This window comes from Patescibacteria group bacterium (assembly GCA_018897195.1).
GTDB lineage: Bacteria > Patescibacteriota > Patescibacteriia > Patescibacteriales > UBA12075 > JAHILH01.
Genome location: JAHILH010000001.1, coordinates 430,895 through 445,766, shown reverse-complemented (window position 1 = coordinate 445,766; position 14,872 = coordinate 430,895). Strand labels below are relative to the sequence as shown.

Annotated in this window: 12 protein-coding genes and 1 tRNA gene; 11 read left to right on the top strand and 2 right to left on the bottom strand. The window is 37.7% G+C overall.

Annotated features, from left to right (window positions below; all coding sequences use genetic code 11):
- Window positions 1-58: 58 nt before the first annotated feature.
- Both KKD45_02130 and KKD45_02125 read left to right on the top strand, forming a co-directional pair.
- Entirely contained in the window at window positions 59-760 is a 702-nt protein-coding gene (locus KKD45_02130) for a hypothetical protein (GenBank protein MBU4309301.1), read from the top strand.
- A 67-nt stretch (window positions 761-827) separates the two neighbouring features.
- Entirely contained in the window at window positions 828-1,886 is a 1,059-nt protein-coding gene (locus KKD45_02125; protein ID MBU4309300.1) for an AI-2E family transporter, read from the top strand.
- A 57-nt stretch (window positions 1,887-1,943) separates the two neighbouring features.
- On the opposite strand, the gene KKD45_02120 is transcribed toward KKD45_02125, so the two are convergent.
- A tRNA-Leu gene (locus KKD45_02120) sits at window positions 1,944-2,027 on the bottom strand.
- 137 nt (window positions 2,028-2,164) lie between these two features.
- Here KKD45_02120 and KKD45_02115 point away from each other — a divergent pair.
- From KKD45_02115 to cysS, 3 genes are all read left to right on the top strand, one after another.
- Window positions 2,165-2,926, top strand: a complete 762-nt coding sequence (locus KKD45_02115; protein ID MBU4309299.1) for an AAA family ATPase — start codon at window positions 2,165-2,167, stop codon at window positions 2,924-2,926.
- A 30-nt stretch (window positions 2,927-2,956) separates the two neighbouring features.
- A complete protein-coding gene (locus tag KKD45_02110; protein MBU4309298.1) occupies window positions 2,957-3,841 on the top strand; it encodes a ParB/RepB/Spo0J family partition protein in 885 nt (294 codons plus the stop codon).
- Between the two features lie 96 nt (window positions 3,842-3,937).
- Complete coding sequence (gene cysS, locus KKD45_02105) at window positions 3,938-5,332, top strand: cysteine--tRNA ligase (protein ID MBU4309297.1); 1,395 nt, start codon at window positions 3,938-3,940, stop codon at window positions 5,330-5,332.
- A 229-nt stretch (window positions 5,333-5,561) separates the two neighbouring features.
- Here cysS and KKD45_02100 read toward each other — a convergent pair whose 3' ends face one another.
- Complete coding sequence (locus tag KKD45_02100; protein ID MBU4309296.1) at window positions 5,562-7,445, bottom strand: alanine--tRNA ligase; 1,884 nt, start codon at window positions 7,443-7,445, stop codon at window positions 5,562-5,564.
- 211 nt (window positions 7,446-7,656) lie between these two features.
- Between KKD45_02100 and lepA the strand changes: the two genes are divergently transcribed.
- The 6 genes from lepA to KKD45_02070 all read left to right on the top strand — a co-directional run bounded on the left by lepA (window position 7,657) and on the right by KKD45_02070 (window position 14,842).
- Window positions 7,657-9,441, top strand: a complete 1,785-nt coding sequence (gene lepA, locus KKD45_02095) for a translation elongation factor 4 (GenBank protein MBU4309295.1) — start codon at window positions 7,657-7,659, stop codon at window positions 9,439-9,441.
- 316 nt (window positions 9,442-9,757) lie between these two features.
- Window positions 9,758-11,482, top strand: a complete 1,725-nt coding sequence (gene recJ / locus KKD45_02090) for a single-stranded-DNA-specific exonuclease RecJ (protein ID MBU4309294.1) — start codon at window positions 9,758-9,760, stop codon at window positions 11,480-11,482.
- Window position 11,483: 1 nt separating this feature from the next.
- Window positions 11,484-11,888 (top strand): ribonuclease HI family protein, encoded by a 405-nt coding sequence (locus KKD45_02085; GenBank protein MBU4309293.1) that lies wholly within the window; start codon window positions 11,484-11,486, stop codon window positions 11,886-11,888.
- Window positions 11,889-11,941: 53 nt separating this feature from the next.
- Entirely contained in the window at window positions 11,942-12,964 is a 1,023-nt protein-coding gene (locus tag KKD45_02080) for a hypothetical protein (protein ID MBU4309292.1), read from the top strand.
- A 13-nt stretch (window positions 12,965-12,977) separates the two neighbouring features.
- Entirely contained in the window at window positions 12,978-14,087 is a 1,110-nt protein-coding gene (gene rodA, locus KKD45_02075; protein MBU4309291.1) for a rod shape-determining protein RodA, read from the top strand.
- Window positions 14,088-14,230: 143 nt separating this feature from the next.
- Window positions 14,231-14,842 carry a 50S ribosomal protein L25 gene (locus KKD45_02070; GenBank protein MBU4309290.1) on the top strand — a complete coding sequence of 204 codons (612 nt, stop codon included), beginning with the start codon at window positions 14,231-14,233 and terminating at the stop codon, window positions 14,840-14,842.
- Window positions 14,843-14,872: the final 30 nt, after the last annotated feature.

The following is a 14,872-nucleotide window of genomic DNA, read 5'->3' as shown; positions in this document are numbered from 1 at the left end:
ACTATAAAAGGTATAGAAATATCAAGGAGGATAAATAATATATAATAGAAAATTAGTTATGTTAGAAAAATTATTTGGTTCAAATTTAAGAGTTAAAATTTTAAAAATATTTTTATCCAGCCCAGACAAGGGTTTTTTTGCCAAGCAGTTGGCTAAAGATTTTGGATTGCAATTGCTTTTGGTGATAAAGGAGCTTGAGAATTTAGAAAAATTTGGCCTTTTGACGTCTGGTGAAAAAAATGACGAAAGAAGAACTATTGATATTGGTGAGGAATTATATCCTGAAAATATGTTAGTGCAGGAGATGCAAAGAGAAAATTTGAAAAAAGAAAAAGAGGCCAAGGAACGTAAAGAGAAAGAAGAATCAGTTAAAATTAAAAAAGTGGAAAAATCTTTTCGGATAAACAGGCAATTCATTTTGTTCGAGGAGCTGAAGGCGTTAATAATGAAGGCGCAAGTTTTATACGAGGAGGACTTTATTAATAGCTTGAAAAAAACCGGTAGTATTAAGTTGTTGGTCATGTCTGGTTTTTTTGTTGGCAACAAGGCTGCAAAAGTTGATTTGCTGTTAGTCGGAAAAGTAAATAAACCAAAGGTTGAAAAGCTGGTTGAGGATTTGGAAAAAGAGTTGGATCGAGAAATTAATTATACTTGCATGGAGGAGCGTGAATTTAAATATCGTCGCGAAGTAACTGATGTATTTTTGTATGAAGTTTTAGAGAGCAAAAAATTTGTAGTCATAAATGAATTAGGAGTTTAATATTAAAAAAGCCGCAGGGCTTTTGTGTGGTTGGTAATATAAAGATTGCTCAACCGAAAATAATAATATGGACGAAAAAAATCAACTTTTTATAAACATCAAAAGTATGACCGTAATTAAGGTTATTTTGATTTTTGTGTTATTTTATTTTTTGTATTTAGTTAAGGATATTTTAGCAGTTTTGTTTATCTCTTTGATTCTAGCCTCAGCCTTTGATCCCTGGGTAGACTGGATGCATCATAAGAAAATTCCGCGAGGCGTTGGTGTCTTATTGGTGTATCTGGCTGTTTTTGGCGTATTTGCAATGTCGATTTATCTTATTATTCCGCCGATTGTCAATGAAATTACCGACTTGTCTAATAATATGCCGTTTGCGGGCGAGTTTAAAGCTTATATCGGTGAAAAAGCGGCCATTTTAGTTTCGGTCTTCAAGGATCTTTCCGCTGCCAACATGATAGCCTATATCAAAGATAATTTTGCCACTATCGGCTCGGTGCAAGATGCGACGAGTGGTGTCTTTTCAACCATTTCTGGTTTTGTGGGTGGAATATTTACTTTTCTTTTGACACTGGTGATTACTTTTTATATGGTGGTTGAAGAAAATGCGATTAAGAAAATCGTCTGGTCATTGGCGCCACAAAAATATCAGGTTTATACTATGCACCTGATTAATAGGATGCAGAAAAAGATTGGTCTGTGGTTGCGCGGTCAATTAATTTTATCAGTAATAATTTTTATTTTTGTTTATGCTGGCCTGTCAGTGTTGGGCGTTAAGTATGCCTTGGTCCTGGCCTTAATTGCGGGTTTAACAGAATCAGTTCCGTATTTAGGACCGATTTTTGCGGCAATTCCGGCTGTGTTTTTGGCTTTTGCGCAGGGCGGTATTGTTTTGGCTATTTCGGTTGCGATTTTTTACTACATCATTCAATTGACTGAGAATAATATTATCGTGCCAAAGTTAATGCAAAAAGTAGTTGGTTTAAACCCAATTATTAGTATCTCTGTTTTGATGATTGGTTTTAGTGTTGCCGGCATTATTGGTGCAATCTTGTCGATTCCGGTGGCGACGGCAGTAAGTGTTTTTATTGGGGATCTTTTTGACCATAAGATGACATCGGATAAATAGTTCTGAAAATTGAATAATAAAAAAGAGTCCTGAAATCTCAGGACTCTTTTTTTTGTGTGCCTCGGGAGAGAATCGAACTCTCACTCCCCGAAAGGAACGGGATTTTGAGTCCCGCGCGTCTACCAGTTCCGCCACCGAGGCTTTTTAAAAAAAACTAATCCGCCATGGCGGATCGGCTTTAATTATTTTTAATATATACTATTTTAAAAAAATTGTCAAAGATTTTAAAATAATGTATAATAGTGTTATAATAAACTTGTGTATAAAATATTGTAAGAATGGGTAAAATTATTTCAATTGTAAATCAAAAAGGGGGAGTCGGTAAGACCACAACTGCAGTAAATCTGGGGGCTTATTTGGCACATTTGGGCAAAAATGTCCTCTTGGTAGACATAGATCCGCAAGCCAATGCCACTTCCGGACTTGGCATTGATCATCGTGGTTTGCCACATGGTATTTATGAGGCTTTAATTGGACATAAACCGATTTATGATATTATTAAACGGACGGTTCAAGACAGGTATATGATTGCGCCTGCAACTTTATCATTGGCAGGAGCTGGCATTGAAATGGTTGGCATGGATGAGCGTGAATTTCGTTTAAAAAAAATTCTTGATGAAATTAAGGATGAATATGATTATGTAATTATTGATGGACCACCATCACTAGGTCTTTTGACCGTGAATAGTTTGGTGGCTGCGGATGAGGTTTTGATTCCGATTCAAAGTGAATATTATGCCCTTGAAGGACTTAGTCAATTATTGGAAACAATCGGTTTGGTTCAGGGCGGTTTAAAACCCGAGTTGGGCATCATGGGGGCTGTGATTACTATGTTTGATAGTCGTAACCGTTTATCTAGTTCTGTTATGAAAGAGCTTTATCAATATTTTCCTAATCGTGTTTTTCGCACAGTAATTCCGCGCAGTGTCCGCTTAGCCGAGGCGCCAAGTTTTGGTCGCTCAATTTTGCATTATGACTCAAACTCTAAGGGGGGTAGGGCTTATGAGAAGTTGGCGCGAGAATTAATTGGGCTTGAATAAATAATTATTTAAATAATTTAAAATATATATATGGCAATATCAAACTCAGGATTGGGTCGAGGGCTTGGCTCTCTTATTCCTCAAAAATCAGCGAAGCAACCACTAGTTGTTCGAGATGAGCATGACGAGATTGTTCCTTACAATGGTGGCGTTCTGATGATTAGTCCGGATGAGGTAATTGCCAATGTTTTTCAGCCTCGACACAAATTCACTGATTACAAACTAGATGAGTTAGCAGCGTCTATTAGGGAGCATGGTATTATTCAACCCTTGATTGTTGGCTCCAAGAAGAACGGTAAATATGAATTAATCGCCGGTGAGCGTCGTTTGCGTGCTTCAAAATTGGCCGGTCTCAAGGAGGTGCCCGTGGTTATCAAGGATGTGGCTGACCAGGACAAACTAGAATTAGCCTTGATTGAAAATATTCAAAGAGAAGACTTGAATCCAATCGATTGCGCGATGTCTTATCGTCGTCTGATTGATGAGTTTAAGTTGACACAAGAAGATGTGGCTAAGAAAGTCGGTAAATCCAGACCGGTAGTGGCCAATACTTTACGTTTTTTGAATTTGCCGGAAGAAATAAAATTAGCCTTGATTGATGGTAAAATCACAGAAGGTCATGCGAAATACATTATTGGTATCGAAGGCGAGGTTAAGCAAATGAAATTATTTCGCCAAATTTTACACACTGGATTAACTGTTGGCGATACTAGTACCGAGGTGCGCAAGATGGGTGGCACTAAGCAAGCCAGAGTTAAGATTAATTATTTAGACAAAGACAAAGAATTTGCAATTAGAGAATTCTTTAGCGCTAAGGCGGAAATTAAGAGAAGCGGCAAGGGTGGACAGATCGTTGTTCATTTTTATAGCGATGAGGAGTTAAATGGATTGATGGATAAAATTAAAAATGCGTAAATATTTACTTTGATTATTGATTTTAAAAAAATAGCCCTGGAAAAAAAGTGGCTATTTTTTCTTGCTTAAAATTAAATAATATTATAGAATTAACTTATGAAAAAAATCTATTTACAAAATACTTTAACCAGGAAAAAGGAGGAATTTAAGGCTATGGCTGATGTGGTAGGGCTGTATACTTGCGGACCGACGGTTTATAATTATGCCCATCTTGGCAATTTACGCTCGTACCTCTTTGAGGATATCCTAAAGAGGGTTTTGTTGTATAATGGCTATCAAGTGCGACACGTGATGAATATTACTGATGTGGGGCATTTGGTTGGTGATGGTGACACAGGGCAAGATAAATTGGAAAAAGGGGCGCAGCGCGAGGGTAAAACAGCCTGGGAGATTGCGGAGTTTTATACGGCGGCTTTTAAGAAAGATTTGATGCTTATGAATATTTTGGAACCAAGCATTTTTACCAAGGCGACTGATTATATCCAAGAGCAGATTGATTTATTAAAAATACTTGAAGAAAAAGGTTTTACTTATAAGATTAGTGATGGGATTTATTTTGATACTGCTAAATTTCCCGATTATAATAAGCTGTCACATTTGGACTTAGAAACTTTGCGTGAAGGCGCGCGAGTGGAGATTAATGAGGAAAAGAAAAATTCGACTGATTTTGCGCTATGGAAGTTTTCTTCTAAGGATGAGAAGCGGCAAATGGAATGGGAGAGTCCGTGGGGTGTTGGCTTTCCGGGTTGGCATTTAGAGTGCTCGGCGATGAGTATGGCTGAATTGCCAGATAATCAAGATATTCATTGCGGTGGTTTTGACCATATTAATGTGCATCATACCAATGAAATTGCTCAATCTGAGGCAGCAACGGGTAAACCGTTCTTTAACTATTGGCTACATAATGCTTTTTTAAATATTGCTGGTGGCAAGAAAATGGCGAAGAGTGATGATAATTTTTTAACTTTGGAAAATGCTTTAATTAAAAAAGATATTAATCCCTTGGTTTATCGTTTTGCGGCCTTGCAAACACATTATCGCAAGCCAATGGAATATAGTGAGGAGGCAATGAAGAATGCCGATAATGGTTTGATGAATTTAGTGAATAAAGTTCGGACTTTGATGTTTAAGGTTGAAGATTTAGAAACTGGCATTGTGAATATGAAATTTAAGGATAAATTTTCAGAAGCAGTTAATGACGATTTGAATACACCTCAGGCCTTAGCGGTAGTGCAGGAAGTTTTGAAATCGGAATTGAGTAAGGTTGATAAGTTGGCGACGATCTTGGATTTTGACAAGGTGCTTGGCTTGGATTTGGATAAGCAAAAAGAAAAACCCTTGCCACAGGAGGTGATTGCTTTGGTGGAAAAAAGAAAAATTGCGCGCGTGGCGAAAGATTGGACTGAGTCGGATCGATTGCGCGATGAGATTAATAAGATGGGATTTGGAGTGGAGGATAGTGGTGAGGAAATGCGGGTTATGAAAATATAGGAAAAGGATGCTATATATTCTCCCTCGCCCCGGCGGGAGAGGGTCGGGGTGAGGGGTGGTCCGAAGAAAATTTAAAATATGGAATACAAAAAACTCGATTCGTTCTTGAATCGAGTTTTTTTATATTGAAGATTTGATAATAACTACCTCACCTCGTCCCCTTTATTATTTGTCGGACGAGGATTGCGTTAACCCTCTCCTGGCAAGGAGAGGGAGCTTTAATTGATGTTTAGCTTAGTATTGCCTTAATTCTTCTAACTCCCGAAGATGAACTTTCTTCTTTTTGAATCTTAAACTTGCCTAATTCTGAAGTATTATTTATATGTGGACCTCCACAGATTTCGTAAGAGAATCGATCCGTGCCTTCGCCGACAGCGTAGACTTTGACCATTTCGCCGTATTTGGATTCGAAGACTCCCATGGCGCCTTTGGCCTTGGCATCATCTAAGGTTATTTCTTCGACGCTGACTGGCAACGTAGCTTCAATGGCTTCATTGACTAGTTTTTCGACGGCTTGTTTTTGTTCGTCCGTCATTTTGTCGGGATGCGAGAAATCAAAGCGTAAGCGTTCTGCCGTAATATTACTACCGCGCTGGACGACATGGTTGCCAAGGACTTTTCTAAGCGCGGCTAAAAGTAGGTGAGCGGCAGTGTGGAGTTTTTTGGTTTCTTCACCTTGGTCTGCGAGTCCGCCCTTGAACATGCCGGCACTGGCTGTACGGGATAAGTCTTGGTGTTTTTTTAATTCTTCTTCAAAGCTAATTAAATCGACCTGCTTATGTAGTTCTTTAGCCATTTCCACGGTCATCTCAATCGGAAAGCCATAAGTTGTAAAAAGATCAAAGGCTACCTTTCCTGGTATGATTCCGATTGCACTACTTGTTGTCATTGTCCATTTTTTGAATTCTTTTAAACCATTCTCCAAGGTTTTGCTAAACTTTTCTTCTTCCTTAGACATTTCGGCAAGAATAAAATTCTTATTTCTTTCAAGTTCAATAAAAGTATCACCATAATCACTGATTACTATTTGCGCAATTTCTTTTGCCCAATCATTTTTATTGATGCCAATTTGCATACCATAACGAATGGCCCTTCTGATTAAACGACGTACAATGTACCCCTGATCAGTGTTTGCTGGGGCAATGCCTTTGTTGTCACCCATGATAAAGGTCGCTGCTTTTAAGTGGTCGGAAATAACCTCAAAAGCGTGCATGTTTTCTTTGTAGGTTTTGCCGTTGGTGAGTTCGGTTAATTTGTTTAAGATATTGACAAATAAATCAGTTTCAAAAATATTATCCTTGCCCTCAGCCGCCATTAGGATTCTTTCTAATCCGCCACCAAAATCGACATTTCTCTGCGGTAATTTTTCAAAACCATTTTCGGTTTTGCGAAATTCCATGAAGACGTTGTTGCCAATTTCAATAAAGCGACCACAGTCGCAATTAACGTGGCAAGGTTCGTCTTTCCATTGTGAATTTTCGTGTTTTTTTAAATCAGCGCCGAGGTCGTAAAACATTTCACTGTCTGGTCCGCCAATTTCTCCGATGGGCATCTTGGCTGGAATACCAGAGCGTGACCACCAATTTTTCTTATCGCCGTAATAAAAAATTCTGCCACCTTGCATGCCTTTGTCTTCCGCAAAATCAATATCAATCGCTTCAATGCCTTTATCTTTGAAAAGCTTTTTCCAAAGATTGACTGACTCCATGTCGCGTTCAATGCCAATTTCTTCGTTGCCTCTATATACAGTAGTATAGAGTCGGGCTGGATCTAGTCCAACAACATCAATTAGGAATTCAAACATCCAGGGGATTTGTTCTTGTTTAAAATAATCACCCAAAGACCAGTTACCAAGCATTTCAAAAAAAGTATTATGGCGGTTGTCGCCAACTTCTTCGATATCTTCGGAGCGGAATGATTTTTGGGAATTGGTTAATTTAGTGCCCATTGGATGTTTTTCACCCATAAGATAGGGAACTAGCGGTTGCATGCCCGAGCTGGTAAAGAGGGTAGTTGGATCGTTTTGCGGAATCAAAGATTCACTTGGAATAATAGTGTGCCCCTTAGACTTAAAAAAGTCCAAATATTTCTGGCGTAATTCATTAGCTTTCATATTTTGCCTTACCGCGCCGTAGTTCTAACGTAGGCGGGTTTTGTATTAAATGATTTTTAAAAATTATTTTTATTTTAGCAGTATTTATTTAATAAATCAAGCTTAATTTGACTAAAAGTTAAAAAATAGTTAAGATAAATGCAGAAACTGAGAAAGGGGCGAAGATTATTATATCTCGCCTTTGTTTAGTATTTATTACAGTATTATATATATGGATAAAATCAGAAATTTTTGTATTATTGCTCATATTGATCATGGAAAATCGACACTTTCTGACCGAATGTTAGAGGTTACCAATACGGTTGAGAAACGAAAGATGAAGGCTCAATTATTGGATCGAATGGACATTGAACGCGAGCGAGGAATAACGATTAAGTTGCAACCAGTAACCATGGACTATCAGGGTTATACTTTGAATTTAATTGATACTCCCGGGCATGTGGATTTCACTTATGAAGTTTCACGAAGTTTGGCTGCCGTAGAAGGGGCGATTTTACTTGTGGATGCGACGCAAGGAATTCAGGCGCAGACTTTGGCCAATCTTTATTTAGCGCTGGATCAGAACTTAACGATTATTCCCGTGGCGAATAAGATTGATTTGCCAGCCGCTGATAAAGAAAAAACCAAGAATGAGATTATGAATTTATTGGGTTGTGATGAAGAAGATATTATTTATGCTTCCGGAAAGACGGGCGAAGGCGTGGCTGAGGTTTTGCAAGCTGTGATCGAAAAAGTGGCACCACCGAAAAAATTAATTGATGACGGCAAGTTGCGCGCTTTGATTTTTGATTCTAATTACGATGAATTTAAGGGCGTGGTTGCTTATGTGCGTATTATCGACGGCACTGTAAGTAAAAAGGATAAGATAAAATTATTGGCGACACGGGCTGAGAGTGAGGTTATTGATGTTGGGGTTTTGAAGCCGGATTATTTTTCGACAGCGCATTTGGAACCGGGCAAGATTGGTTATATTGTGACAGGCTTTAAGAGTGTGAATGAATGTCGAGTGGGTGATACGATTACTTTGGTTAAAGATGCGAAAGATATGGAGCCTCTAAAAGGTTATACTGAAGTGAAGCCGATGGTTTTTGCTGGTATTTTTCCACAAGAGGGTAATGAGTTTGAGGCTTTGCGTGATGCGATTGATAAATTGAAATTAAATGACTCAGCTCTGGTTTATGAGCCAGAACAATCTGATGCTCTAGGCATTGGTTATCGTTGTGGTTTTTTGGGAATTTTGCATTTGGAAATATTTCAAGAACGTTTGCGTCGAGAATATAATTTGGAACTGATTGTGACTGTCCCGAGTGTGGCTTATAAAATTTATCGCAAAAATGGCGAGAGTAGCATTATTCGCACACCGCAACAGTTTCCCGCGCGCGAGGTAATTGAAAAGATTGAAGAGCCGTGGGTAAATTTGGATATTATTACACCCAAGGAGTATATTGGCGGCATTATGTCTTTGGCGCAAGAGCGTCGCGGTGTTTACAAGACGACCGAATATATTGATGAAACGAGAGCAGTGATTCATTATGAAATTCCGATGAGTACGATTTTGACGGATTTTTATGATAAGATAAAAAGTATCAGCGCTGGCTATGCGTCGATTAATTATGAATATTCTCGCTACCAAGAAGCGGACGTGGTTAAAATGGATATTATGGTGGCCGAGGAAGTGGTTGAGTCTTTATCAATGATTGTTTATACCAATGAGGCGAACCGACGCGGTAAAGAAATTATTGAAACTTTAAAGGAAACCATTCCGCGCCAAATGTTTGTGATTAAATTGCAAGCTGCCATCGGTGGTCACGTGGTGGCTGGTGATCGTTTATCAGCGATGCGCAAGGATGTAACAGCTGGTCTTTATGGTGGTGACGCGAGTCGTAAGCGTAAAGTATTAGAGAAGCAAAAGAAAGGCAAGAAGAAGATGATGGCAATGGGTAAGGGTAGCGTGGAGATTCCGAGTGATACCTTTATTAAGATTTTGCGGAAATAAAATTTCCGCGTCATTCCCATGAAAATGGGAATCCAGGCGCCACAGATAATGGATACATGATTATGGAGACTAATCTTGATATAAATATTGATAATAAATAATGCTTCGTAAATTTTAATTTTCCTTATATTGAAAACTATCTACGAGGTACCTGGATCCCAGCCTTCGCTGGGATGACGAATGAATAAATTAATTAATAACATAACATATGAAACGAAGAAAAAAAATAATTAAAACAGTTTTGGCAATCTTTGCAGTCATTATGATTTTTTCCATGCTGTTTTCCTTTATTGGTATGGCTTTCATGAAATAACCTATGCAAAAAAAATGGCGTTTAATGCCGGAGATTAGTCAGGATTTTATTAATGATAATCCTGATTATAGCAGGGTTATCTTGCAACTGCTCTTTAATCGCGGCTTTACAAAAAAGGCCGATATTGAAAGTTTATTAAAGGCTACTTATGATACCGACGCCAATGATCCATTTCTTTTTAATGATATGGAAAAGGCGACCGAGATTGTAATTGGTCACATCAAGGCTGGTAACAAGATTTTTATTTACGGTGACTATGATGCTGATGGCGTGACTTCATCGTCTTTGTTATATGATTTTTTACTAATGCTCAAGGCTGATGTTAGTGTTTATATTCCAGACCGCGTTAAAGAGGGTTACGGCGTCAATAAGCAAGCGATTGATTTTATTTCTGGCGAAAAAGCGAAGTTAGTGATTACCGTTGACTCTGGTATTCGTAGTAAGGAGGAAGTGGCGTATGCGTTTAGTCAGGGGATCGAGGTAATTATTACTGATCATCACATGCCACCAGAGAATCGCGAGGATTGGCCAAACTGTTTGATTATCAATCCTTCGATGCCGACAGAAAACTATCCCTACAAATTCTTGGCGGGCGTGGGCGTGGCTTTCAAATTGGCAACGGCTATCTTGAGTAAGGCAAAATTAAATGATGAGATGAAAATGATGATTGAGAAGCGGATGTTAGACCTTGTGGCCGTTGGGACGGTGGCCGATTGTGTCCCTTTGTTGGGTGAGAATCGGATTTTAGTCCGTGAAGGTTTGAAGTCGTTGCAGGATTCGCGCCGAATTGGTTTGAAGGAATTGTTAAAAGCGTCAAAGATTGATGATAAAAAAGTTTCTTCTTGGAATATTGGTTTTCAAATTGCGCCGCGGATTAATGCTGCTGGTCGGATGGATCATGCGAACACGGCTTTTGATTTGATGATTACTAAGGATGAGGGCAGGGCATTGGAATTAGCGACAGAGTTAAACGATCGCAATATTCAAAGACAGGAGGCAACGGTAGCGATTTTTAATCAGGTGGATGATCAAGTTAAGGACAGTAAGGATAAAATTTTGATTGGGATTTTTGATTTGGATAAAGAAAAACAAAGTGAAATTTGGAATGAGGGCGTTATTGGTCTTGTGGCCGGTCGCATTTGTGAAAAATATTATAAACCGACATTGGTAATTACCAAAGTGGAAGATGGTTATAAAGGTTCTGGCCGTAGCATTGAGGAATTTAATTTGATTGAAGCGATTGCTGGTGTGAGTGAATTGTTAGAAAAATTTGGTGGTCATCCCATGGCCTGTGGCTTAAGTTTGTCTGACAAAAAGATTGATGAGTTTAAACAAACAATGATTGCAAATACTAATGAATTCTTGAAGGATGTTGAGTTGGCGCCTAGTATCAAGATTGAAGCGGATCTAAAAATTACCGAAATCAACGAAACCTTAATTAGTGATATTGCCCGCTTTGAACCGTTTGGACAGGGCAATGACCGACCGAAATTCAGCACGATGCAGGCGGTGATTATTGATAAAATGTTCATGGGCTCAGATAATCAACACGTGAAATTTAAATTAAAGCAACAGGACTCCAATGTGATTAATGCACTGGGCTTTGGTCAGAGTAAAAAATGGGAAGACTTAAACCCTGGTCAAATTATCGACTTGGTCTACAATATTAATTTAAATGAGTTTAACGGTCGGACCGAAATTCAAATGATAATTGTTGATATAAAATAATATGACAAAACTAAGAATTTATTCCGACGGTGGGGCAAGAGGAAATCCTGGCCCATCCGGCATCGGAGCAGTGCTCAAAAATGAAAACAACGAAACCATTGCTGAGGTTTCGGAGTTTATTGGTAATGGTACCAATAACCAAGCGGAATATCGGGCAATCTTGGCTGGCCTGGAAAGGGCAAAGGAGCTGGGGGCTGTGGAATTAGATTGTTTTTTGGATAGCGAATTAGTTGTTAAGCAGTTAAAACTCGAATACAAAGTAAAAAATGCTGATTTGGCCTCGTTGTTTGTTAAGGTTCATAATCTGACTCTTAATTTTAAAAAAATTACTTATACTCACATTCGTCGAGAGCTTAACACTGAAGCCGATGCTTTGGCGAATTTGGCGATGGACAAGGGTTGCTAATTTTGTTTAGTTTATTAAATGTGGTATAATAAAGTAAATTAATTTTCATTATCATGGATTTACTCAAAAATAAACACGACCATTTCACTCCTGAAGAATTGGCAGTGAAAAAGGTTGTCAAAAAAGATACCGGGAATAAAGAGGTTGAAAAAGTAGAAATTGAACAGGCTATTGACTTAGAAAGATACAAAGACCAAGAGGGTATTACTGTAAAGTCGTTAGATACTGGTTTTTGGCTTATCAAAAATAAACGGAATTTTATTCTAGTGAGAAATGTTTTTCTTGGTGTTTTGGGAATTGTGCTTTGGGGTTTTTTCTTATCAGCCTTTGGCACTTATTTTGTTTTTGGTATGAAACAGGACTCCGCCATGCTTAATAGGCTTACGCAGAATTTTTTTCCAAGTCATAATTATTTTACAGAATCTAGTCCAAAAAACTTAGCAATCGACAATGTGCAGATTTTTGAATTTTTGCCTGGGAGATATGATTTTTTAACAGAGGTAAAAAATCCTAATCCTAATCATTGGGTTGAGATTGAATATGCTCTTACTGGTGGCGAGAAGGTTATTGAGAACAATAAGGCGACAATTTTACCAGGCGCGAGTAAATATGTTTTAGCACTTGGTAGGGAGCTTGATTGGCGACCGAGCGAAGTCAGTTTCAAAATAACCGCCCTGCATTGGCACAGAATTGATCCTCATAAGTATGGCAATTGGAACGATTACAGAGGTGATCGTTTAGACGGAATTATTATCACAGATACTGATATTTCCCTGGCTAGCGAAAACGCCTTAAGCGAAAAGGTTGATTTAAATTCAGTTAATTTTAAGGTAAAAAATAATACTAGCTTTAATTACGCAGAAGCTAGTTTTGTAATATTACTATCGACTAATAGTCGTGTTGTAAGTGTTTATCGTTATGTGCTGGAAGATTTTTATTCAGGGCTTGAAAAAGATGTTAGTATAATATTTCCCGGTCAGGTGACTGGAATTGATAAAATAGAAATCGTGCCCGATATTAATATTGTTGATAATAATATTTTTTCCAAATTCAAGGGAGAAGGATTTACGAAATAATTTTTTACTGTAGATGTTTGGTAGAATATTCTCATATTTAAAAAAGTTCGACTGGATATTGTTTTTTTCAGTTTTTTTATTGATCTTATTTGGCTTGGCTGAGATTTATAGCATTGCTTTGAGCAAGAGTGGTTCCGATTTAGGCAATTTTAAGAAGCAGGTTGTTTTTGTGCTACTAGGTCTTGGGGTAATGATTTTTTTGTCATTTATTGATTATCATAATTTTCGCAGTTTTGGTAATTATCTTTATATTATCGGCGGTGCTTTGCTATTGGGTGTACTGGTGATCGGTACAACGGTCAAAGGTACCATGGGATGGTATGATATCGGTGGCTTTCGTTTACAACCGGTTGAGTTTGCCAAGATAATCTTGATTATTTTTCTGGCTAAGTATTTTTCTAATAACTCAGTTAGGATGAATCCCTTGCGCCACCTGCTAGTGTCTGGCTTAGCCAGTTTTGTTTATATTTTGATGGTGATGAAGCAACCCGACTTTGGCGCTGCTTTGATTTTGTTTGCAATTTGGGGGGCAATGATTTTCTTTGCTGGTTTTGATATGAAATATATTTATGTCATTGGTGGTGTTTTGGTGTTGGTGTTTGTGATGGGTTGGTTGGTATTTTTTAAGCCTTATCAAAAACAAAGAATTATGACCTTTTTTAAACCATCAGTGGAGGATTCTTTGGGTGAGGGCTATAATATTACCCAAGCGATTATTGCAGTTGGCTCAGGCGGTTTGTTTGGGCGGGGTATTGGCTTTGGTTCGCAGTCGCAGTTAAAGTTTTTGCCAGAGGCACAAACTGATTTTATATTTGCGGTTATTTCAGAGGAGTTGGGATTAATGGGGGTTATTTTGGTGATTTCCCTTTTTGCTGTTTTTTTCTTGCGTTTAGTGGCGATAATTAGAAAAGCCAATGATGATTTTGCGATTTATTTTCTTTTGGGCATGATGTTTATGATATTTATTGAAATGTTTGTTAATATTGGCATGAATATCGGTCTTTTGCCCGTGGTGGGCATTGCTTTGCCATTTTTGAGCTATGGTGGTTCAGTGGTTATATCGACCTTTATTTTGGTTGGGATTGCTGAAAGCATAAATATTAGGAATCGATCCAAGTATTGATTTTTTTTCAACAATGTGTTAAACTTTTTTTAGTAAGGAAAAATAGCAAGAATTTTGCAAAATCACTTGAAATTCTTGTATTTTTTTTGTTTGTAATTAAAAAAAATCTAAAATAATAATTTGGATTATAATTGTATAAAAATATGTCACAAGAACTAGTTTTTAATGCTCTGACTAGAGATATTAAGGAAAATTTAAAAAATGTAAAAGACGCTGGTTTTATTTTAGCGTGTGTTTATGGTCCAAAATCAAAAAATGTTAATTTGAAATTGAAAAAGCAAGATTTTGTTAATTTTTACAACAAAGTTGGTCAATCACAGATTTTTAACCTAACTATTGATAGCAAGGATTCAGTTCGCGTAATTGTGAAAACTATCCAAAAATCAAGAATGAAAGAGGATATTACCCATGTTGATTTTTACCAAGTTGATGAAACTCGTAAAGTTATCGTAGAAATTCCTTTGCTTTTTGTAGGCGAATCGGAAACAGTGAAAAAGATGGGTGGTACGATGTTGGTTAATAGAGAAACGGTAAAAGTAAAATGTCTTCCAGGTAATTTAGTAAAAAATGTTGAAGTTGATTTATCAGCCTTAAAAACTTTTGCTGATAGTATACGCGTGAAAGATTTACCGATTGCTAAGAGTGTTGAAATCTTGGGTCATCCTGGGGAATTAATCGTTAATGTCTTGGCACCGAAAAAGAAAGAAGCGGCAGTAGATGAAAAAGCAAAAGCACCAGCAAAGAAAGGTAAGTAAATTATTTTAGATAAGCTCTCAGAAAATCCC